The following is a 24527-nucleotide window of genomic DNA, read 5'->3' as shown; positions in this document are numbered from 1 at the left end:
TTAAAATTTTTATTTTTATAATTTTATTTTTTTTAATAATAAATTTAAAGTTTCAAAATCCTTATGTAAAATACAATTTTGATATAAAAATTTTTTTTCTGGAAAATCTATAAAAAAAATTTTAAAAATATTTTTAACAATATCTTCTTTAATATTATGTAACATATTTTTAAAAATTAAAAATGATTCCTGTCTATATTCTTGTTTTGGATTTTTTTGAGCATAACTTCTTAAATGAATACTTTGTCGTAAAGATTCTGTAATATTTAAATGTTCTTGCCAAAAAAAATCAAATATTAGCAAAATAATATGTTTTTCAATAATAGAACTATATTTATATTCTATAGATCTTATTTGATATATATAATGTTTTAAAATTTCTTTTATTAAAATATCTTGTAAAATTGATATTTTAGAATTAATAAGTTTATTATTTTTTATAATAATGTCTAAAGTACGGGTGTAATAAAATTTTTTTTTTAAAATATAAGATAATTTAGAAACATTCAAAAATTTAAACTCTTTAACATAAATTAATTTCTTTAACATATTAACTAAAACAATTTTAATCAAATTTAAAATATATGATTTTAAATTTTTACTATTCATAATTTTTCTGCGTTCATGATATATTACTTGTCTTTGTTCATTTAAAATATCATCATATTCTAATAATTGTTTACGTAAATTAAAATTTTGATTTTCTAATCTTTTTTGAGCATTTTCAATAGCTTTACTAACCCATGGATGTTCTATTACTTGCGCCTCAGTAATACCTAAAGAATACATCATTTGAATTGTTTTTTTAGAAATAAATAATTTCATTAAAGAATCTTCTAAAGAAAGATAAAATCTAGATGATCCCGGATCTCCTTGTCGTCCACTACGTCCACATAATTGATTATCAATTCGTCGAGATTCATGCCGTTCTGTCCCGATAATATGTAAACCCCCCGTTTTAACAACTAATTTATGTTTTTTTTTCCAATTTTTTTTTTGTATTATCTGAAAATTCTTTAAATTCATTAAATTACAATCTTTAATTTCATATAAAAAAGAACCACCTAAAACAATATCTGTACCACGACCAGCCATATTTGTAGCAATTGTAACTGCTGATAATTGACCTGCATAAGCAATAATTTGTGCTTCTTGAGAATGAAATTTTGCATTTAAGACATTATGAATAATTTTCTTTTTTTTTAATAAATTAGAAATAATTTCAGACTTTTCAATTGATACAGTACCAACTAAAACAGGTTGTTTACGTTTTACACATTGACAAATATCTTGAATTATTGCTTTTATTTTTTCTTTTTCAGTAATGTAGACTAAATCTGACAAATCATTACGAATCATTGGTTTATTAGGGGGTATAACAACAGTATTTAAATTATAAATAGAATTAAATTCATATGCTTCGGTAATCGCTGTACCCGTCATTCCACATAATTTTTCATATAATCTAAAATAATTTTGCAATGTAATTGAAGCTAAAGTTTTATTTTCATTATGTATAAATATATTTTCTTTTGCTTCAATAGCTTGATGTAAACCATCAGACCAACGTCTTTCCGGTACAATACGACCTGTATGTTCATCAACTATAATTACTTTTTTATTTATAACTAAATAATCAATATTTTTAAAAAATAATAAATGAGCACGTAAAGCAATTAAAATATGATATAATAAATTTATATTTTTAGGAGTATATAAAGAATCAATATTGGATAAAAATTTTTTTTCTACTAATAAATTTTCAATTTCTTTCATACCCGCTTCAGTTAAATGTACTTGACGTTTTTTATAATCGATTATAAAATTTTTATTTTTTTTAACACTTAAAGATTTATTTAAAAAATTTTTTGGAATCAAAAAAATAATTAAAGTATTAATACTTTTATATAATTCAGTATTATCTTGTATTGCACCTGAAATAACTAATGGAGTTCTAGCTTCATCAATTAAAATAGAATCAACTTCATCTATTAATGCGTAATATAATGTTCTTTGAACTTTATCCGAATGTTGAAAAATCATATTATCACGTAAATAATCAAAACCATACTCATGATTTGTTCCATATGTAATATCCGCTTGATATGCAATTTTCTTTTTTAAAGCAGATAATCCATGTATGTTAAGTCCAACTGAAACACCTAAAAAATTAAATAAAATACTATTTTTTTTTGCATCTCGTTCAGCTAAATAATCATTCATTGTAATTACATGAACACCTTTACCAGCTAAAGAATGCAAATAAGAAGGTAAAGTTGCTGTTAAAGTTTTTCCTTCCCCGGTACGCATTTCTGCAATTGCTTGATAATGTAAAACAATTCCTCCTAATAATTGAACATCAAAATGTCTCATTCCTAAAACACGTTTACTAGCTTCACGTACTGTTGCAAAAGCTTCAGGTAATAACATATCTAAAGTATCAGAATTTCGAAAACGTCTACGAAATTCTAAAGTTTTATCATGCAATTCTTGATCAGTTAACTTACTAAAAAAATCTTCTAATTTATTAATTTTATCAATTAAAGGTTGAAAAGAATTTAAAATTTTTTGATTACTACTTATGAAAAATTCTTTAAAAAATTTACCTAACATTTACCAAGTCTCATATCTTTAATAATGTGATATAAATATTTTCATAATTTAAGATTACAAAAAGATTCATAATAAAATATTATATTTTTTTAAAAAAAAATGTTAAAAATATTTTTTTATTTTTTTTAATAAAAAAACGAAAAAAAATCTTTAAATCTTTCTTTTGAAAAATATATTGGGATACCAAAATAATCCGGATAAATTACTGCCATTAAATATAACCCACATGCAGGAACTGTTGTATAAACTTTTTCAGAATCTTTTGAATATAAAAGATTTTTAAACCAAAATTCAGATTTTTTTGATAATCCAACTAATAATAAAGCTCCTACAATATTTCGCACCATATGATACAAAAAAGAATTAGCTACTATATCAATAATAATAAATTTTTTTATACGAAATATACATATTTTAAAAATTTTACGATATGTACAATTTTTAAAATTTTTCTGGCTACCTTCAAAATTTAAAAAATTATGTTCACCTAATAAATATTGACTTACTTTTTTCATCTTAAAGATATTTAAAAATTTATATACATAATAATAATATTCTAGAAAAAAACTAGAACGTAAAGTATGATTAAATATAATATATCGATAAAAACGTGCTATTGCAGAAAATCTTGCATTAAAATTTTTAGAAATTTTTTTAATCCATAATATGGTAATATCTTTTGGTAATAAAGCATTAATTCCTCGAAACCATACAATTAAACTTCTTTTTGCTAGAGTTTCAAAGTGTACTACTTGCCCAAAACTATGCACCCCACTATCTGTGCGTCCAGCACAAATTACATGAATAGAATGATTAGCGATTTCTGATATAGCTTTTTCTAAAAAATACTGAATAGTAGGTATAGAATGTTGTTTTTGCCATCCTTTATATAAACTTCCATTATATTGTACACCACAAACAAATTTCATATTTAATCCTAATTTTATGATATAATTTTTAAAATATTTTTTATAAAAATATTTTTTTAATATAATTTTAAAAAAATATATTATATATTCTCAATTTAATATTTTTATAAAATATATAAATATTTTTTATAAAATCATAATAATAAAAATATGTATTCTTATTCTATTAAAAAAAATTTAAAATATTAATAATTAACTTTTCATAACATTAATATATAAGATTAAAAAAATGAAAAAAAAAAATATATATCAAAATTCTTTAAATATTTTATCACAAGCTGGCTTAAAACCATATCAACAAAAAAAAAATGAAAAATATATGAATTTAAAACAAATTAAACATTTTAAAATTATTTTAGAAACTTGGAAAAAAAAAAATTTAAAAATACTATCTAAAAATATTACTAATCTTCAAGACAAATCAATTAATTTACCTGACCCTATCGATCGCGCATCACAAGAAGAAGAAATAAATTTAGAATTAAAAAATCGAGACCGAGAATACAAAATTATTACAAAAATTAATAATACTCTTAAAAGAATTGAAAATTTTACTTTTGGATATTGTAAAATTTGTGATATTGAAATAGGAATTAAAAGATTAGAAGCTCAACCTACTGCAAATTTATGTATTGACTGTAAAACATTAGAAGAATTAAAAAAAAAACAAATATATCGATAAAAATTATAAAAAATATTTAATAAAAAATTTTTTTTATAACAAAAAATTAAAAATTAAAAATTTTATATTTCTAGATATATTAAAATATTATAAAAATTTTATCACATCTTAAAATTTTACAAAATAAAAAAAATATAAAATTTATTAAAAATTTTAATTCTTCTACAGAATTTTAAAAAATATAAAAAATTTATTAACATTTTATTAAAAAAAATAATAAATTAAAGAGAAAATCTTTCAAAAATCATACTCATATTATTATTTATAAAACTATCAAAATGACTTTGATTATAAAAAAAAAATACTTCATAAATTTCAAAAAAATTAGTAAAAATTCTATCAAAGTTTTATATCGATTAAATAAATTAGGATATGAAGCTTATTTAGTGGGAGGAAGTATTAGAGATTTATTGTTAAAAAATCGCCCTAAAGATTTTGATATTTCTACTAATGCAACTCCTAATGAAATACAAAAAATTTTTAAAAATTGTAGACTAATTGGACGTCGATTTATTATAGCTCATTTATTCTTTTCAAATGAAATTATTGAAGTTTCTACATTTCGTACCACATATACTGTAAATATCAAAAAAAATAAAAATTTTCAAAAGAAAAATATTGATGGTATGTTATTAAAAGACAATTTTTATGGAAATATTGAAGAAGATGTATATAGACGAGATATTACAATTAATGCATTATATTATAATGTTAAAAACTTATGTATTTATGATTATGTTGGAGGTTTACAAGATTTAAAAAAAAAAATTATTCGTTTAATAGGACATGCAGAAACTCGATATAGAGAAGATCCAGTTCGTATGTTACGTGTAATACGATTTTCTGTTCAATTTCATATGAAAATTACTAATAAAACAGCTCAACCATTAAAAAAATTATCTTATTTATTAAAAAATATTCCTATTTCAAGGTTATTTAATGAATCAATTAAATTATTATGTTATGGAAACGGTTATCAAACTTACAAAAAATTAAAAAAATATAATTTAATAAAACATTTACTACCTATTTTATTTTTAAATATTAAAAAAAAATATAAAATTTTTTCTAAAAAAATCATTAAAAAAGCTTTCAAAAAAAATGATCTACATGTTTTAAATAATAAAACTTTAAATAATATTTCTTTCTTATTTTCCGCATTTTTATGGTATCTTTTAGTAGAAAAAATTCAAAATTATACAAATATTCATAAGTTATCTAATACTCATGCATATCTAATTTCAGTAAAAAAAATTTTAAAAAAAATGTCAACTATGTTGGGTATCCCTAAAAATATTTTACATTCTATTTCAAAAATTTGGAAATATCAAAAATATATTGAAAATTTACATTATACTAAAAAAAAAAATATTAACTTTGTTCATGCTTTAGAATTATTTAATTTACGTATGTTAACTGAAAAAAATAATCATTTTAAAAAAATTCTAAATAAATGGAAAAATTAAAAAAAATTTTAAAATCATAAAATCTTACAACATTTAAAAACTATAAAAATATGATATACTTTTATTTTATTGAATTATAAAATTTTTTCTCAATATTAAAATAATAATAAAATTCATAAATTCACAAATAATCTAAATATTATTCTATTCATATTTACAAAATTTTTTATATCTTTTCGTTTATATTATATTTTTTTTAAAAAAAATTATTTTAAAAATATTTATAAAAATTTTTATAGATTTTAAAATCATGCTTAAAAAACATTTTATATAGGATTAAAAAAATTATGAGGGTCTTAAAATTTGGGGGTACTTCACTTGCTAATGCAAAAAAATTTGAAATCGTTTCTCAAATTATATTAAAAAAAATCCAAAAAGAACAAATTTGTGTTGTTTTATCTGCTCCTGCTACACTTACAAACTTTTTAGTAAATTCTATTCCTGAAACTTTTCAAAAAAAAAAAAAAAATACTGAATATATTTATTTTTTTTGTATAAAAATTATTAATTCTATAAAAATTTTAAAAAATACTATTCAATATAAAAATTTAAAAACTAAACTTGAAAAAAGATGTCATTTTTTAGAAAATTTATATCAAAAAATTAAAACTTTAAAAAAATGTCCAGACTTTATTAAAGCTCAAATTATTAGTATAGGTGAAAAAATATCTGTTGACATCATGAAAAATATTTTAAGTACTTATAAATTTCCTATTACCATTATTCGTCCTGAAAAAAGTTTTATTACTACTGGAAGTTATTTAAAATCTAAAATTATTTTAAGAATTTCTCAAAAAAATATCTTAAAACTTAAAATACCATCTAAAAATATTATATTAATGCCTGGATTCATTGCAGGTAATTTTAAAAAAAAATTAGTTGTTTTAGGAAGAAATGGATCAGATTATTCTGCTGCCGCTCTATCAGTATGTATAAATGCTAAAAATTGCGAAATTTGGACTGATGTAAATGGTGTTTATACTTGTGATCCACAAAAACTTTCTACTGGAATTTTTTTAAAACATTTATCCTATCAAGAAGCTCAAGAATTATCTTTTTTTGGAGCTAAAATTTTACACCCGCAAACTATCTCTCCTTTAAAAAAAAAAAATATTTCCTGTATCATTAAAAATACTAATAATCCTAATAATTTAGGGACTATTATTAATAATAAAATTAAAAAAAAAGATACTGTTAAAGGAGTTACATATATTCATCATATTTCACAAATTATTATTAAAATTTCTCATATAACTAATATTTTTAAATATTTTTCTTATGTCACAAAAGAAATACATGAACATAATATAAAAATTTTTTTTCTAAAATTTTCTCGTACATATAAAAAAATATTTATATATATTCCTACAAAAAATTCCTTAAAAATTTTAAAATTTTTAAAAAAAATATTTTTTAAAGAATTAACTACAAAAAAAATATTATACATCCAAGAAAAAAATTCCTTAAGTTTAATTGCAATTATTAGTTCTAATTTTTACAAAAAAAAATATGTTATTAAAAAAATTTTTGAAACTATACAAATATATAGAAATTTTATTATTGAAATTTCTCATAATTTATACAATTATTCATTTTTAATAATTTTAAAAAGTTCTTATTTTTTAAAAATTTTTAAAAATTTACATAATAATATTTTTTTGTCTATTAAAAAAATACATATTTTTTTGATTGGCATTGGAAATATAGGGTCAACTCTTTTAAAACAAATAAACATACAAAAAGAATCTTTAAAAAAAAAAAATATAAAAATTTATGTACATTTAATTTCTAATTCAAAAAAATTTCTTTTTCACCAAAATCATATTAAAAACTGTAATTTACATATTTTTAAAAAAAAATCTCTAAAAAAATTTAATTTAAAAAAAATTTTAAATCTACCAAAAGATTTTAATATCCCAAATCCTATTTTTGTAGATTGTACATCTAGTTTAGAAATTGCAAAAAATTATATTAAAATATTTAAAAAAGGATTTCATATTGTTTCAGCTAATAAAAAATCTAATACAATAAATTTTACAGAATATCAAAAAATACATAATACTTCTTTTATCTATAAAAAAAATTTTTTTTATGAAACTCATGTAGGCGCCGGTTTACCTATTATCAAAAATTTAAAAAATCTATTATTAACTGGAGATAAATTAGAAAAATTTTATGGTATTTTATCTGGTTCTATGTCCTATATATTTGGACTATTAGAAAATGGTTTCTCTTTTTCTAAAGCAGTAAAAAATGCTAAAAAATTAGGTTACACTGAACCTGATCCACGTGAAGATTTATCTGGAATCGACATCGCAAGAAAATTATTAATTATAGCTCGTGAAATAGGATACTCTTTAGAATTATCGGATATTAAAATAGAAAAAATTTTACCTAAAGAAATTTTAAAACTCACAGACATTAAACAAGTAATGCTACAACTTACTACTTTGGATTCTCTATTTTTTAAAAAATATAAAAAAGCCCAAAAAAATAAAAAAGTACTCCGATTTGTTGGTAGTATTACAAATAAAGGAACCTGTAAAGTAAAAATAAAATATATCTCAAAAAAAAATCCTTTACATAAAATTAAAAATGGAGAAAATATTTTTATATTTTATACTAAATATTATTCTCCTATTCCATTAATTTTAAGAGGATATGGTGCAGGAAAAAATGTTACTGCTGCAGGAATTTTTTCAGATGTACTAAATATATAACTGAAATTTTCAAAAAGGAATGTTATAAAATCATGATAAAAATTTATGCGCCTGCTTCTATTGGAAATATTGGTGTAGGATTTGACATTCTTGGTGCCGCTATTACCCCAATAAATAATTCTTTACTAGGTGACTGCGTAACAATTAAACCATCAAATAAATTAGAAATCTATAATATTGGAGAATTTTCTTATCAATTACCTAAAAATTTTCAAAAAAATATTATTTATAAAACTTGGAAAATTTTTTGTAAAATATTAAAAAAAAAAATTCCAATTACAATTATTTTAGAAAAAAATTTACCAATAGGATCTGGATTAGGATCCAGTGCTTCTTCAATAGTCGCTAGTACTCTAGCATTAAATAAATTTTTTGAAACAAAATTATCCAAAAAAAAATTATTAAAAATTATGGGAAAATTAGAAGGATACATTTCAGGAAGTATACATTATGATAACGTTTCTCCTAGTTTTTTAGGGGGAGTACAACTTATTATTAATAAAAAAAAAATTAGTCAGAAAATTCCTATATTTAAAAATTGGTTATGGATTATTGCTTGGCCTGGTGTTCAATTATCTACATCAATTTCTCGCGATATTTTACCTCACAGATATTCTAGAGAAATTTGCGTTCAACAAAATCGAAATTTATCTACTTTTATTCATGCTTTATATACTAAACAAGAAAAATTAGCATTAAAAATGATGAAAGATTTAATTGCTGAACCATACCGAATACCTCTCTTAAAAAAATTTGATATTGTTAAAAAAAATCTTTTAAAAATAGGAGCTAAAACATGTCATATCTCTGGATCTGGACCAACAATTTTTTCAATCTGTAATAATTCTGAAATCGCAGAAATCTCCCAAATATGGTTAAAAAAAAATTTTTTAGAAAATAAAAAAGGATTTGTATATATTTGTAAAATTAATAATAATGGCGCAATACAACTAAGGTAAAATTAATGAGATTATACAATTTAAAAGATTCTCATGAAGAAGTATCTTTTTCAAAAGCAGTTCAATTAGGTTTAGGAAAAAAACAAGGATTATTTTTTCCTTTAGAACTCCCAAAATTAAATACTCAAACATTAACAGATCTTATGAACCTAAATTTCATTGATCGTAGTACAAAAATATTATCTTATTTTCTTCATGACGAAATTTCTTCAAAAGATCTAAAAAATATTGTAAAAAAATCTTTTTCATTTCAAAAACCAATTTTAAAATCTATTTCAAAAAATATAGCATGTTTAGAATTATTTCACGGTCCAACTTTAGCTTTTAAAGATTTTGGAGCGAGATTCATGGCAAATATATTACAATTTTTAAATGTTAAAAATACTCCTATGACCATTTTAACAGCAACTTCAGGGGATACAGGAGCCGCTGTGGCGCATGCTTTTTATAAAATGAAAAACATAAGAGTAATCATATTATATCCAAACAAAAAAATAAGCACACTTCAAGAAAAATTATTCTGTACGTTAGGAAATAATATTTATACTATTGCAATTAATGGAAGTTTTGATGATTGTCAAAATCTTGTAAAAAAAGCATTTAATGATCAAGACTTAAAAAAAAAAATTATATTAACTTCCGCAAACTCCATTAACATCAGTCGATTATTAGCTCAAATTTGCTATTATTTTGAAGCATTTTCAAAAACTCCCTTCGAATACCATAAAAAATTAATTATTTCAGTTCCTTGTGGAAATTTTGGAAATTTAACAGCAGGATTATTAGCTAAATCTTTAGGATTACCAATCAAAAATTTTATTGCTGCAACAAATTCTAATAATACAGTTCCTAATTTTTTAAAAACTGGAATTTGGAATCCTAAAAAAACAATTTCTACCATTTCAAATGCAATGGATATTAGTCGCCCTAATAATTGGCCTCGTGTAAAAGAATTATTTCTAAAAAAAAAATGGTCACTAAAATCACTTAAATACGGAAGTGTTTCAGAAAGAAATACTAAAAATACATTAAAAAAATTATATAATTTAGGATATATTTCAGAACCACATGCCGCAATTGCATATTATTTATTAAAAAAAAAAATTAAAAAAACAGATTATGGCTTATTTTTTGGTACAGCTCATCCAACAAAATTTAAAAATATTGTAGAAAATATTTTAAAAATAAATTTAAAATTACCTGAAATTTTAAAAAAATACAATAAAAAAAAAATGTTATCTCATTTCATGAAACCTAATTTTGAAAAATTAAAAAAAATTTTATTAGAAAAATTTTAAAAAAATAATTATTCTTAGAGAGACAGGTGAATTATGTCTCTCTAAAAAATAAAAAATTTATATATGAAATAAAATATTAACAATGTCACCATCTTTTAAAATATATTTTTTACCTTCATAACGTAACTTTCCGAATTTTTTAGCACCATTTTTACCCTTATATTTAATAAAATCTTGATAAGAAATAATTTCAGCCCGTATAAATCCTTTTCCAATATCACTATGTATCATATGTGCAGCATCTTTTGCTGTAGCATCAATATGAATAGTCCACGCTTTTATTTCTTTAATACCTACAGTAAAAAAAGTCTTTAAAAATAATAATTTATATCCTATACGTACAATCTTTTTTAAAGAATTATTATATTTTTTAAAACTCAAATCTTTTTTTTTAAAATTATTTAAATTTTTTTGATTTTCTAATTTTTCTAAAAATAATTTAATTTTTATAGAAAAACATTTTAATTTTTTAATAAAGCTTAATACTTTTTTTAAACAAACGTTTTTCTTTCTATCTTCTGAAATATTTAAAAGATATACTGTAGGCTTTAAAGTTAAAAAACCATATCTAGATATGATATTCAATTCAAAATTTGTAAATTTTAATAAAAATAAAAAAATTCCAGATTTTAAACAAGAATAACAACGTTTTAATATTTTTTTAATTTTTTCTTCAAAATTTTTATTTTCTAAAACTTTTTTTTTAACTTGAAATAATAAATTTTTACAAAGAGATAAATCCGCTAATAATAATTCTATATTAATAATTTCAATATCTTTTATTGGATCAATTCTTCCATAAATATGAGTAATTTTTTCATCCACAAAACATCTTACCACATGAATAATGGCATCTGTTTTTTTTATATTATCTAAAAAATGATTACCTAATCCTTCTCCTTGAGAAGCTCCTTTAACTAATCCAGCAATATCATAAATTTCAAGATAAGAAAAAATTTTTTTTTTTGAAGGAATAATCTTAAAAATATCTTCAACTCTCTGATCAAAAATAATAGAATAACCAATATTAGGTTTGATAGTACAAAAAGGAAAATTTTTTGAAGCTACTTCTGATTCAGTAATTAAATTAAAAAATAAAGATTTTCCAACATTTGGTAATCCTACAATTCCACATTTTAAACCCACGATATTTTCTCAATTAGAAGATTTTATGAATATTTTTTTATATTTTTTAAAAAATTTTAAATTGATAAAAAAAATTTTTTTGATGTTTTTAATAATTTCCCAAAAATCAAATTAGATAAATAAGGTAAAAATTTATTAATAACACTATCAATTTTTTTTATTTCTAAAGAAGTTGGATATTTTAAAACATATGAACAAATCTCACTTTTAAATATCGGACGACCTATTCCAATATGCATTTGTAAAAAAAAATGATTTTTCGAAAAAATTTGTAAAATATTTCTCATCCCATTATGTCCATTATGACCTTGACTATATTTTACTATCAAACTACCAGGTTTTAAATCTAATTCATCACGAATAACTAATATTTCTTCTGGAAGAATTTTATAAAAATTTGCATATAAAAAAACAGAAATGCCACTAATATTCATAAAACTATCAGAAATAAATAAATGAATTTTATGATTATTTAATATTAATGTTCCCGTATAACCTGAAAATTTTTTGTTAAAAATTAAAGAAACATGATAAAATTTTGAAATATAATATATAAAAAAAGTTCCAATATTATGTCGGGTATTTTTAAATTTTTTTAAAGGATTTCCTAATCCTACAATCATTTTAATGTCTTTCAATAATAAACCTTTTTCATCCAAAATTTTTAAAAATTTAAATACATCTTAAAAAATTATAAAAATATTTATAATTAAAAAATTATAAAACTCTTTTTTATATATTTTTAATAAATAAAATTTAAGCAATTTTATATAAAATTAATGATTAATTTTAAAAAATAAAACATACTTCATATAATATATTAAATTATTTTTTAAATTTTATTTATTTAAAAATATTAAAAAATTAAATAAAAAATTATATTAATGAAAAATATTTTTTTAAATTAAAAAATATATTTTAATTATATTATATGATATTTCATAAAATATAATACTATTAATTTTTTATTAATATTAAATTTAAAATTATTATACAAAAATAAAATTAACATAATATTTAGAATCTTTATAAATTTTTTTTAAAATATATCTAGATTTTGAAAAAATGATTTATACTAAGAAATATAATATTAAATTTATAAAATATTTTTTATATTTAAAAATTCTTTAAAATACATTAAATATATATAATTATTTTTTTTAAAAAAAAAATATAAAAAAGAGAAAATTATGCCAATAAAAAATGAAAAAAAATTTTCATTATGTTATAGATTTAGAGGATTTTTTCCTGTAGTAATTGATATTGAAAGTGCTGGATTTCATGCTCAAACTGATGCATTATTAGAAATAGCTATTATTACATTAAAAATGAATGAAAATGGATGGTTACAACCAGACGAAAAATTACATTTTCATATCCAACCTTTTAAAGGGTCACTAATACAAGCCGAATCTGTAGCTTTTAATAAAATTGATCCTTTTAATCCATTACGAGGCGCAATCAGTGAATATAAAGCAATAAAAAAAATTTTTACATTAGTTCATCAAGAAATTAAAAAAAATCACTGCAAAAGAGCTATTATTGTAGCACATAATGCCAATTTTGATCATACTTTTTTAATGGCTGCTATAGAAAGAACCGGAATTTCAAAAAATCCATTTCATCCATTTACAACTTTTGATACAGCATCCTTAAGTGGATTAATTTTAGGACAAACAGTGTTAGCTAAAGCTTGTAAAATATCCGGGATTCCATTTGACACAAATCAAGCTCATTCAGCATTATATGATACCACACAAACTGCTTTATTATTTTGTGAATTGGTTAATCGTTGGAAAAGATTAGGCGGATGGCCACCTAATATTAATCATTTTAAAAAAATCTAATCTTTCTTTAAAACATTATATTTTTTAAAAACTTTTAATAATTCTCCCGTTTGAAACATTTCTACTATAATATTACAGCCACCAAGTAATTCTCCTTTAACCCATAATTGTGGAAAAGTAGGCCATTGCGAATATTGAGGTAAATATTTTCGAATATTCAGATTATCTAAAACATTAACAAATGTATAATTGATTTTACAATTTTTCAAAATTTGAACTACTTGAGAAGAAAAACCACAACTTGGACATTCTGGAGTACCTTTCATATACAATAAAACTAAATTTTTTTGTATTTGATTTTTAATAAGAGCAATAGTTTTTTTCATTTTTTCTATCCATCTATAAAATTTAAAAAATATAAAAAATAAATATTTACTAAAAAAAATATAATAAAATTTATTATACTAAAAAATTTAAAATATTATATTAAAATTAAATAAAAAATAATACATATTTAATTATATTCTTAAAATAAATATTTTTATGAAAATTTTTTTAAAATTTTTATATTTTATATAATTTTTTTTTAAAAAACAAATATAAATATTGTGTAAAATCTAAAAATATATTAAAATTCTTTTAATATTAATTAAGGGGTTGTTTTGGAATTGACAGAATATATAAATTTTTTGAGCATGTCGAGGATTTGGTTTGCCTCGTTAAAAAACCATATAATTATATTCGCAAATACACAACAGGAATACGCTTTAGCAGCTTAAAAATTGTTATAAAGCCCTTTTTTTCTTTTTTATTTTTTTATCTTTATTCTTGTATAAAAAAGAAAAATATAAAAGGTTACAGAAAATCAAGAAAAAAGTATTTAGTTTTCTAATACTAAATATAAAAAATAAAAATCAGATTTATTACTAAAATTTTGTTTACTAAATTTTAGATAATGAAAAAAAAAGTAAACTAAACATGTAGAACAAAAAAAAATAATATATTTTTGGACGCGGGTTCGAATCCCGCCAGCTCCAAAAAATTTTTAATTTTTAAAATATAAATAATATTTTTTTTAAAAAAATATTTTTTTTTTAAAAAAAATATAATCAAAAAAATTTAATATAAAAATTTTTTCTAAATACAATTATAAAATCTACAGTATAAATTTTATATAAGATAAAAATATGATACAAAAAGAAAAAACCATAAAAGATATAAAAAAAAATGATAAATCAAAAATTTTATTAAAAGAAGAAAAAAAAAATCTTTTAACAGAAGAAGAATGTCAAACTAAAATTCAAGATTTAAAAAATAATTTAAAAAATCTTAAATTAAGATATTACGCAACCCTAGAAAATATTAAAAAAAATACAAAAAAAGAAATTTCAATTATTAAAAATACAATATTTAAAAACTTTTTTAAAAAATTAAATCCTATACTCCAAAATATTATAGAATTTTTAGATTATGCAAAAGAAAAAAAAAAAACAAAAAATCCTATTATTAAAGGAATTTATTTAACTCAAAAATCTTTTCAAAAAAATTTAAAAATCTGGAAAATAGAACTTATTAATCAAAGTAATGTTTCATATAATGAAAATATACATCAAATTTTAGATCAATCAATACTACAAAATCCTAAAAAAAATAAGAAAAATCTTATAAAAATTTTAAAAAATGGTTATATAATTAAAAAAGAAATTATTCAAAAAGCTATAGTAAAAATTATAGAATAATTTACCACAATAATTTATTTAAAAAAAAATATAAAAAATTTCTTTTATTAAACTAAAATATTTTATAAAAATATTTTTAAAATACCAAAAAATTTATTTTATATAATTTTAAAAAATTTTTTAGTTTTATTAATTTTAAGGATAAAAATGATATTAACTTCACAAAAAGCCCCTAATTTTATAGCCTCCGCAATATTACCAAATCAAGAAATTATTCACAATTTCGATATGTTTGATTATACTAAAAAAAAATATGTTATATTATTCTTTTGGCCTATGGATTTTACTTTTGTATGTCCTTCAGAATTATTAGAATTTAATATTTTATATTCAGAATTTCAAAAAAGAAATGTATGTATATTAGGAATATCTATAGATTCCGTATACACACATCAAGCTTGGTTAAATACACCCTTAAAAAACGGTGGAATAGGAAAGATGAAGTATCCTTTAATTTCTGATATTAATCGTACTATTCAAACTGCTTATGGAATTGAACATCCAAATTTAGGGATTGCATTAAGAGCATCTTTTATAATAGACAAAAATCATATTATAAGACATCAATCAATTAATGATCTTCCTATAGGAAGAAACATTCATGAATTAATTCGTATTATTGATGCATTAAAATTTTATGAAAATTCAGGTGATGTCTGTCCAGCAAATTGGACACCAGGAGCGATAGGTATTAAAGCTTCAACTCAAGGAATCAAAAAATATCTCACAAAAAAATATATAAATAATTAAAAAAATCTTTTCTTATAAAAAAATATATAAAAATAATTAATTTTTTAAAAAAAATTAGAAACAAAAATCAGATTTTATTACTAAAATCATATATCTGATTTTTGTTTTTATTTTACAAAAATATTTTTTTAAAAATAAATAAAATCCTCTGATTATATAATATAATAAATATGATATAATTTTTTTATTATTAATAAAATCTTTATATTGTAGAGAATCAAAATTAATGGAAGAAAATTTTAAAAATATTACTCCCGTCAACATCGAAAAAGAATTAAAAAATTCATATTTAGATTATGCTATGTCAGTTATTATTGGTCGAGCCTTGCCCGATGTTAGGGATGGTTTAAAACCTGTGCATAGAAGAATTTTATTTGCTATGAATATATTAAAAAATGAATGGAATAAACCTCATAAAAAATCTGCTCGAATTGTAGGCGATGTTATTGGAAAATATCATCCGCATGGTGATTCCGCAGTATATGACGCAATCGTACGAATGGCTCAATCTTTTTCTTTACGTTATACACTAATTGACGGTCAAGGAAATTTTGGTTCAATTGATGGAGATTCTGCTGCCGCTATGAGGTATACTGAAATTAGAATGTCTAAAATAGCACATGAAATGTTATGTGATTTAGATAAAGATACAATTAATTTTTTACCTAATTATGATGGTACAGAAAAAATTCCTGAAATTTTACCTTCTAAATTACCTAATTTATTAATTAATGGATCTTCCGGTATTGCTGTAGGTATGGCTACTAACATACCACCTCATAATCTACGAGAAATTATTAATGGTTGTTTAGCTTATATAGAAAATAATAATATTTCTTTAAAAAAATTAATGAAATTTATTCCAGGACCAGATTTCCCGACTGCAGGTATTATTAATGGATGTTCAGGTATTGAAGAAGCTTATCGAACTGGTCGAGGAAAAATTTCTATACGTTCTAAAAATTCTTTAGAAACAAATCCAAAAACTAAAAAGAAATCTATTATTATTCATGAAATTCCATATCAAGTAAATAAAACACGATTAATAAAAAAAATTTCAGAATTAATTAAAGATAAAAAAATAGAAGGTATCTCTACAATAAGAGATGAATCTGATAAAGATGGAATGAGAATTGTTATTGAAATGAAAAAAGAAGCAATTTCAGATTTAATTCTCAATCAATTATATGCATTAACATCTTTACAAATTTCTTTTGGATTTAATATGGTCGCATTATGTTCCGGACAACCAAAAATTTTAACTTTAAAAAATATTATACATGAATTTTTTATTCATCGACAAAAAATAATTTTTCGTCGTTCTCAATATGAATTAAAAAAATACAAAAAAAGACTACATATTTTAAAAGGTTTTACAATTGCTTTATCTAATATTGATAAAATTATTAAAATTATAAAAACTTCTCTAACAAAAAAAGAAGCAAACATAAAATTAAAAAATATATCCTGGAAAATCTCTAAAAAATATATTCATACTTTTCATGAACACAAAAAAAACACACTAATTTACGAAAAATATTTTTTTAGTGAAAAACAAATTAACGCTATTTTAGAAATTAAATTACATAAATTAACCACATTAGAAAATCGAAATATTCAAAAAGAATATTTGTTTTTAAAAAAAGAAACGCATAAACTAATAGAAATTTTATCTACTCCTCACAAACTTACTTCAGTTATAAAAAAAGAATTATTACTTTTAAAAAAACAATTTTCAGATTCACGAAAAACAAAAATTTTAAAAAATACTGCAGAAATACTGCTGGAAGATTTAATTCCAAAAGAAAACGTCGTTGTTACTTTATCACATTCAGGATATGTAAAATATCAACCTATAACAGAATACAATGCTCAAAAAAGAGGAGGAAAAGGTAAATCTGCCGCAAAAACTAAAGCCGAAGATTATATTCAAAGTCTCTTAGTTACAAATACTCATGATACAATTTTATGTTTCTCTAGTCGTGGCATCATATATTGGATGAAAGTATACCAATTACCAGAAACTAGTCGACATGCTCGAGGAAAACCGATAGTAAATCTCTTACCATTAAATAAAACTGAAAGAATAACTACAATTTTACCACTATCTAAATATCCTTCTTCTTTTAATATTTTTATGGCTACTACATATGGATATGTTAAAAAAACAACATTAACACAATTTAAAAAACCAAGAAATTCCGGTATAATTGCTATTAAATTACGAGAAAATGATGAACTTATTGGAGTCTCTTTAACTAATGGTTCGAATCAAGTAATGTTATTTACATCTAAAGGAAAAGTTGTTCATTTTCAAGAAAAAACAGTAAGAAAAATGGGAAGAACAGCAGCTGGAATTAAAGGAATGAAAATTGAAAAAAATGATCAAGTAGTGTCTTTATTAATTCCTAAAAAAAATGACAAAATTTTAATTGTAACAGAAAATGGATTCGGAAAACAAACTCATATTAAAGAATTTCCTATAAAATCTCGCGCCACAAAAGGAATTATTTCTATTAAAGTCACTCCTAAAAATGGAGTTGTCATCGGTGCTTTACCAATACAAAAAAATGATCAAATAATGATGATTACAAACGCTGGAACTTTAGTAAGAACTAGAGTCTCTGAAGTTGCAATTTTAAAAAGAAATACACAAGGAGTAATTTTAATTCGAACTACAAAAAAAGAAAAAGTTGTTGCTTTACAAAAAGTTAGCGATGAAAATATATAAAAAATTCAAAATTATAATAAACTTCATATATGCCCCTTAATTTTTTATTATAATACTTTTAAATCTAAAAATTTTTTTAAAAATATAAAATTTATTTTTCAAATATAAAATTTTACATTTAAAACATTTAAATCACATATTTTTTTTAAAAATATTACCTAAAAAAGAGAGGCATATATAAAAAATAAAATAAAAAATATAAAATATAAATAAAAAAAATATTTAAAAAATATATAATATTTATATTTTAAGATTTCTCTTTACGACTTTGCAATGCAGTAATCATTGCAGTATATACAATATCGTATACTGAAGACCCGCGTGACAAATCATTGACGGGTTTTTCTAAACCCTGCAATATAGGTCCTATTGAAATTATTTTAGAAGAACGCTGCACAGCTTTATATGTAATATTTCCAGAATTTAAATCAGGAAAAATTAAAACATTAGCTTTTCCTTTTAAAATTGAATTAGGATATTTTAATTTTGATACTTCAGGACTAACAGCAGCATCATATTGAATAGGTCCTTCAATTAATAAATCAGGTCTATTTTTATTTACAGTGTGAATAACTTGAATTAATTTTTTATTAATAGAGTATTTTTTACAATATCCAGTATAATAAGATAAAATTGCAATTTTAGCTTTTATATTTACTAAAGTAGCCGTATTTGCTGTTTGAATAGAAATTTGAGATAATTCTAAAATATTAGGATTAATATTTAATGCACAATCTGCATATAATAAAATTTTTGTAGGTAATAACATAAAAAACATAGAAGATACAAAAGAATTTTTTTTAAAAATTTGTAAAATTTGTAATGCAGGTCGAATTATTTCATCAGTTGTATGCTCAATTCCAGCAACTACTCCATCTACTTCATTATTTTCTAACATCATAATTGATAAAATAATATAATTATTGAACAATATTTTTTTTGCTAACTCTACATTCATGCCTTTTTTTTTTCGTAAAAAAACTAAACGATCTACATATTTTAAATATATTTTTTCAGGAGAAATAATTTTTATATTATTTCCTAAAAAAATATTTAAAGAATGAGCTAAAAAAAAAATTTTAGTTTTATTACCTATTAAAACACACTGCATTAATTTAAATTTTATACAAATAGATACTGCCTGTAAAATTTTTTTATTATAACTTTCAGGAAAAATAATAACTTTTTTATTTCTTTGAACTTTTTTTTTTAAAAATTCTTTAAATTTTTTTAAAACTTTAATTTTCATACATCAACCATATTAATTTAAAAATTATAAAAATCTTAACGTCTCTTCTGCTATCATTTTTTCTTCATTAGCTCGAATAACAAAAATAGGTATACTATTTTTTTTATGGATACTATGATAATAAAGAAAATTTCTTTTTACATTTTTTACAACATCTAATTTAAATCCTAAAAAATGTATTTTTTTAATAATTTTTTTTCTAATAAATGATGAATTTTCTCCAATACCACCAGTAAAAATTAAAGCATGTAATTTACCTTTTAATGCAACCATATAACTAGAAATATATTTTGAAATACGATAACAAAAACTTTTAATAGCAAATTTTATTTTCATATTAATATTATATTGTTTTTCTAATATTCTAAAATCACTACTTAATTCACTTATGCCTAATAAACCAGATTTATAAGTTAATATTTTTTTAATTTTTAAAATTGAAAATCCTAAGATTTCATACATATAAAAAATAATAGATGGATCTATATCTCCACATCGCGTCCCCATAATTAAACCTTCTAATGGAGTTAAACCCATAGAAGTATCAATTGATTTTCCATTACGAATCGCAGTAATAGAAGCGCCACTTCCTAAATGACAACTAATTAAATTTATTGTATTTATATTTTTCTTTAATAATAATGCACTTTTTTTTGTCACATAAAAATGATTAATACCATGCGCTCCATAACGACGAATTTTATAATTTTTATAAAAAAAATATGGAATCGCATATAAAAAAGATACTTTTGGAATAGTTTGATGAAACATAGTATCAAAAACAGCAAAATTACATAAAGATAAATGTGGAAAAAATTTCAAAGAACTTTCAATACCAAGAATATTTTTAGGATTATGTAAAGGAGCAAAATTAATTGACAATTTAATTTGTTTTAAAATTTTAGAAGTAATTTGTTCAGTTTTAAAAATTTTATCTCCTCCATGCACTACACGATGACCAATACCAATAATATTTCTATAATATTCAAAAAATTTATTTTTTAATAACTCAAATATAAATTTCAAACTTTTTTCATAAGAAAGATTTTTTTGAAAAAAAAATTTTTCTTCGCTATTATTAAAAATTTTCCAAATAGCACATACATTTTTTGTTCCTAAATTATCTATTATTCCTATCAAACAAAAAATTTTTTCTTCAACATCAAAAATAGAAAATTTAATAGTAGAACTTCCGCAATTTAAAACCAAAATCTTTTTTTTTTTCACAAAATTATCCTATTAAATTTTATATTAATATATAAAAAATTTTCTTTTTAATTTTTAAAAAATATATTTCCATATACATTTTTTTTTAAAAAATATTTAATGAAAAAGAATAATTTTTCTTTCAATAGTACGTATTTGAGATTTAATAATTTCACTAATCGGATCTTCTGGACAATTCTCTACAAAATATATTAAATCTTTTAAAGCAACATGATGGCAATCTAATTGAGAAAATATTAACCCTCTATCACGAATTTCATAAGGATCTTTAGGATATAATTTTAATAAAATTTCACTAACTTTTAACGAAAGATCCATTTTTTTTTCATCAATTAATGCAATTTTTAAAATATTTAATAATTTTTGAATAATTTTTACAGGTTTAGAAATTTTTAAATTAGATAAAGATAATTGTGAAGTTGGACTTACATTTCCTTTTAACCAAGCATCTAAGATATGAGAATTTAAAAAATCTCCATTAAAAGGATTTATAAAATAATAACTTTCTTTATCTTCTTCAACTCTTAAAATTAATTGAGTTGGAAATAATACAGGATATACAGGTAAATTAAAATAAAAAAAAAAATGTAATAAAATAATTCCTAAAGAAAAAGAAGTACCTTGAAGATTTTTAAATACATTATCAAACCATAAAATTTCAGAAATCTTATGTTTACCTTCTACTTCTCGAAATTTCCAAATTTTATAAAAAAATTTTAAAATAATTTTAATTTTTTTTAATAAAATTTTTTGTTCAGTAACTAAATCTTTTATTTCAAAAATTTTTTGATTCATCGAATCTATTACTAAATTTTTTAAAAAATTTTTTTTAATTTCAGACATAACGTCTACTATAATTTCAAACATGGATATACTAGAAAAATCAATTTTTTTAAAATCTATCATATATTTTCCAAATATTTATTTTCTTTAAAAAAAATATTAAAAACTTAAAATCTAATAAAGTATATTATAAAAATTTTAAATTTTTAATTAATAATAAAATCTTCCTTGAGTAATCCGGTAACGACCACTCTCATCTATATAAGATTTTACAAAAGAAAAATTGTTTTTTTTAAAAAAATGTCTTACTGCTAAAGTTTGTTTAAAACAATGCTCTAAAAAAAACCATCCACGATTATATAAATAATTAGGAGCATTATTTAAAATTATTTGAATACTTTCTAAACCTGAATCTCCCGCAACTAATGAAGAATATGGTTCATATAATAAATGTGATCTTAAATTTTTAAAACGTAAGATTGATAAATATGGAGGATTACATACAATAATATGAAATTTTTTTTTATACAAATTTAAAAACCAATCACTATATATAAATTGAACATTGTTGGCTTTCAAAAATATAGAATTTTTTTTAGCTATTTGAAGAATCTTTAAATTATTATCAACACCATAAATTCTGCAATACGGGCATTCTAATGCTAAAGATATAGCAATAGCACCACTACCAGTTCCTAAATCTAAAATCTTTAAAGAAGAATTCTGTACTTTTTTTAATACTTCTTGAATTAATAATTCTGTATCTGGACGTGGAATTAAAACATTAGCATCTACATAAAATTTTAATGACCAAAATTCTTTTTGATTTATTAAATATGCAATAGGTTCTCCTAACATTCTACGTCTTAACAAAATATCTAAATTTTTAAATTCAGTATTTGTAATTTTTTTTTTTCTGATAATAAAATGAATTTTATTGTAGTTAATTTCAAAATATGTTTTAAAATAATATGAGCATCTAAAAGAGGACTAGAACTAAATTTTAAAAATTTTTTAGAATATTTTAACCATTCTACAATTTTCATAAAATATTTCCTTCAATATTAAAGTTTTAACAAAATATCTGCTTGATACTCTTGTAAAAGAGGATTAATTAACAAATCTAATTTTCCTGATAAAATTTCTTCTAATCTATATAAAGTTAAATTAATACGATGATCTGTTACACGATTTTGTGGAAAATTATACGTACGATTTCTATCAGAACGCTCTCCAGTACCTAACAAACTTTTACGAAGTAAAGAATTTTTTTTATGTTCTTGACGTAATTTTTCAGAATATATTTTTGAACTTAATACTCCTAAAGCTTTTTCTTTATTTTTATGTTGAGAACGTTCATCTTGACACTCTACAACGCATCCACTAGGAAGATGTGTAATTCTAACTGCTGAATCTGTAGTATTTACATGTTGCCCTCCCGCACCAGAAGACCTAAAAGTATCAATTTTTAAATCTGAAAAATTTAAAATAACTTCTTTAAATTTTTTAAATTCTGGTAATACTGCAACTGTACACGAAGAAGTATGCAAACGTCCTTGAGATTCTGTTTTGGGAACTCTTTGTACACGATGACCTCCCGATTCAAATTTTAATTTTCCACAAGCTCCTTTTCCTATAATTTTTAAAATAATTTCTTTATATCCACCATGTTCACCTATATGTTGACTTATGACTTCTGATTTCCATTTTTGAGATTCAGAATAACGTAAATACATTTTACATAAATCTCCTGAAAATATAGCGGCTTCATTACCTCCTGTAGCGGCACGAATCTCAATATAACAACTACGAATATCCTGAGGATCAATTGGAATTAAAAGCGACTTAATTTGAGAAGATAATTGATTTCGAGTTTTTTTTAAAACAATTAATTCTTTTTGAGCTAAATCTGATAATTCAGAATCATTTAATAATATTTTAGTTTGTTTAATTTGTTCTAAAGATTTTTTCCAAAGTATAAATTTTTCATATAAAAAAGTTAAATTTACGTATTCTTTAGAAAATTTAGTATATTCATGACGTGTTAATTTCATATAATTATTTTTTAATAATTTATCTAATTTTTTATAACGTTTAGATAAATTTTCTAATTTTTCTATTATAGACTTATTCATAAAAATTATATATCCTATTCAATACAATAAAATATTAATTTTCTATATATTTTATATCTTAAAAAATCTTAAAAAAATTTTAGAAAATATAAATTATAATAATATAACTTAAAATTCAATATATGTAAAAGAAATTTTTATTATATATTTTTTAAAAAAAAGATTACACTAAAAAATTATAAATTTTAAATTTTATATATTTTTTTGAAAAAATAAAAATTATATTTTAAATATGCTACAATTTTCTTTGATATACAATAAATTTTTATGTTACAAAAAAAATATTTTAAAATCCTGAAATCTCAATATTTAT

20 protein-coding genes and 1 other RNA gene are annotated in these 24527 nt (G+C 20.8%); 10 read left to right on the top strand and 11 right to left on the bottom strand.

Going from position 1 to position 24527, the window contains the following annotated elements:
* Positions 1–15: 15 nt before the first annotated feature.
* Both secA and truA read right to left on the bottom strand, forming a co-directional pair.
* On the bottom strand, positions 16–2613 hold the full coding sequence (gene secA / locus RJT25_RS00685) for a preprotein translocase subunit SecA (RefSeq protein WP_343126669.1): 2598 nt from the start codon (positions 2611–2613) through the stop codon (positions 16–18).
* Between the two features lie 125 nt (positions 2614–2738).
* Complete coding sequence (gene truA / locus RJT25_RS00680; protein ID WP_343126668.1) at positions 2739–3542, bottom strand: tRNA pseudouridine(38-40) synthase TruA; 804 nt, start codon at positions 3540–3542, stop codon at positions 2739–2741.
* 229 nt (positions 3543–3771) lie between these two features.
* Here truA and dksA point away from each other — a divergent pair, with 229 nt between their 5' ends.
* The 5 genes from dksA (at position 3772) to thrC (ending at position 10667) form a co-directional block, all read left to right on the top strand.
* Positions 3772–4224 (top strand): RNA polymerase-binding protein DksA, encoded by a 453-nt coding sequence (dksA, locus tag RJT25_RS00675; protein WP_428994267.1) that lies wholly within the window; start codon positions 3772–3774, stop codon positions 4222–4224.
* A gap of 278 nt (positions 4225–4502) precedes the next feature.
* Positions 4503–5690: a polynucleotide adenylyltransferase PcnB gene (gene pcnB, locus RJT25_RS00670; protein WP_343126667.1), complete on the top strand. Its 1188-nt coding sequence runs from the start codon at positions 4503–4505 to the stop codon at positions 5688–5690.
* A 287-nt stretch (positions 5691–5977) separates the two neighbouring features.
* The gene (gene thrA / locus RJT25_RS00665; protein ID WP_343126666.1) at positions 5978–8410 is read left to right on the top strand and encodes a bifunctional aspartate kinase/homoserine dehydrogenase I; all 2433 of its coding nucleotides are present in this window, start codon (positions 5978–5980) and stop codon (positions 8408–8410) included.
* A gap of 32 nt (positions 8411–8442) precedes the next feature.
* Positions 8443–9369, top strand: coding sequence for a homoserine kinase (gene thrB, locus RJT25_RS00660; RefSeq protein WP_343126665.1), 927 nt, complete (start codon positions 8443–8445; stop codon positions 9367–9369).
* A 5-nt stretch (positions 9370–9374) separates the two neighbouring features.
* Positions 9375–10667 (top strand): threonine synthase, encoded by a 1293-nt coding sequence (gene thrC, locus RJT25_RS00655; RefSeq protein WP_343126664.1) that lies wholly within the window; start codon positions 9375–9377, stop codon positions 10665–10667.
* Between the two features lie 57 nt (positions 10668–10724).
* On the opposite strand, the gene ychF is transcribed toward thrC, so the two are convergent.
* Both ychF and pth read right to left on the bottom strand, forming a co-directional pair.
* Positions 10725–11813, bottom strand: a complete 1089-nt coding sequence (gene ychF, locus RJT25_RS00650) for a redox-regulated ATPase YchF (RefSeq protein WP_343126663.1) — start codon at positions 11811–11813, stop codon at positions 10725–10727.
* Between the two features lie 56 nt (positions 11814–11869).
* Positions 11870–12451: an aminoacyl-tRNA hydrolase gene (pth, locus tag RJT25_RS00645; RefSeq protein WP_343126662.1), complete on the bottom strand. Its 582-nt coding sequence runs from the start codon at positions 12449–12451 to the stop codon at positions 11870–11872.
* Positions 12452–13003: 552 nt separating this feature from the next.
* Between pth and rnt the strand changes: the two genes are divergently transcribed.
* The gene (gene rnt, locus RJT25_RS00640) at positions 13004–13660 is read left to right on the top strand and encodes a ribonuclease T (RefSeq protein ID WP_343126661.1); all 657 of its coding nucleotides are present in this window, start codon (positions 13004–13006) and stop codon (positions 13658–13660) included.
* Here rnt and grxD read toward each other — a convergent pair.
* Positions 13657–13986 (bottom strand): Grx4 family monothiol glutaredoxin, encoded by a 330-nt coding sequence (gene grxD / locus RJT25_RS00635; protein ID WP_343126660.1) that lies wholly within the window; start codon positions 13984–13986, stop codon positions 13657–13659. The two genes, rnt and grxD, sit on opposite strands and share 4 nt — an antisense overlap.
* Positions 13987–14253: 267 nt before the next feature.
* Here grxD and ssrA point away from each other — a divergent pair.
* The 4 genes from ssrA (at position 14254) to gyrA (ending at position 18820) form a co-directional block, all read left to right on the top strand.
* Positions 14254–14640, top strand: a transfer-messenger RNA (tmRNA) gene (ssrA, locus tag RJT25_RS00630).
* A gap of 147 nt (positions 14641–14787) precedes the next feature.
* Complete coding sequence (grpE, locus tag RJT25_RS00625; RefSeq protein WP_343126659.1) at positions 14788–15339, top strand: nucleotide exchange factor GrpE; 552 nt, start codon at positions 14788–14790, stop codon at positions 15337–15339.
* Between the two features lie 147 nt (positions 15340–15486).
* Positions 15487–16089 (top strand): peroxiredoxin, encoded by a 603-nt coding sequence (locus RJT25_RS00620; RefSeq protein WP_343126658.1) that lies wholly within the window; start codon positions 15487–15489, stop codon positions 16087–16089.
* 226 nt (positions 16090–16315) lie between these two features.
* Positions 16316–18820, top strand: a complete 2505-nt coding sequence (gene gyrA, locus RJT25_RS00615; protein WP_343126657.1) for a DNA topoisomerase (ATP-hydrolyzing) subunit A — start codon at positions 16316–16318, stop codon at positions 18818–18820.
* Positions 18821–19067: 247 nt separating this feature from the next.
* Here gyrA and pta read toward each other — a convergent pair whose 3' ends face one another.
* The 6 genes from pta to prfA all read right to left on the bottom strand — a co-directional run bounded on the left by pta (position 19068) and on the right by prfA (position 24214).
* Positions 19068–20069 carry a phosphate acetyltransferase gene (pta, locus tag RJT25_RS00610; protein ID WP_343126656.1) on the bottom strand — a complete coding sequence of 334 codons (1002 nt, stop codon included), beginning with the start codon at positions 20067–20069 and terminating at the stop codon, positions 19068–19070.
* 24 nt (positions 20070–20093) lie between these two features.
* Entirely contained in the window at positions 20094–21296 is a 1203-nt protein-coding gene (locus RJT25_RS00605; RefSeq protein WP_343126655.1) for an acetate/propionate family kinase, read from the bottom strand.
* 96 nt (positions 21297–21392) lie between these two features.
* A complete protein-coding gene (locus RJT25_RS00600) occupies positions 21393–22202 on the bottom strand; it encodes a tetratricopeptide repeat protein (RefSeq protein ID WP_343126654.1) in 810 nt (269 codons plus the stop codon).
* An 87-nt stretch (positions 22203–22289) separates the two neighbouring features.
* The gene (gene prmC / locus RJT25_RS00595; protein WP_343126653.1) at positions 22290–22952 is read right to left on the bottom strand and encodes a peptide chain release factor N(5)-glutamine methyltransferase; all 663 of its coding nucleotides are present in this window, start codon (positions 22950–22952) and stop codon (positions 22290–22292) included.
* A 5-nt stretch (positions 22953–22957) separates the two neighbouring features.
* Positions 22958–23125, bottom strand: coding sequence for a hypothetical protein (locus RJT25_RS00590; RefSeq protein WP_343126652.1), 168 nt, complete (start codon positions 23123–23125; stop codon positions 22958–22960).
* Positions 23126–23143: 18 nt separating this feature from the next.
* A complete protein-coding gene (gene prfA, locus RJT25_RS00585; protein WP_343126651.1) occupies positions 23144–24214 on the bottom strand; it encodes a peptide chain release factor 1 in 1071 nt (356 codons plus the stop codon).
* Positions 24215–24527 lie beyond the last annotated feature (313 nt).

The organism is Buchnera aphidicola (Nippolachnus piri) (assembly GCF_039383305.1).
GTDB lineage: Bacteria > Pseudomonadota > Gammaproteobacteria > Enterobacterales > Enterobacteriaceae > Buchnera_F > Buchnera_F aphidicola_AZ.
This window is presented reverse-complemented; position numbering and strand designations above follow the sequence as displayed.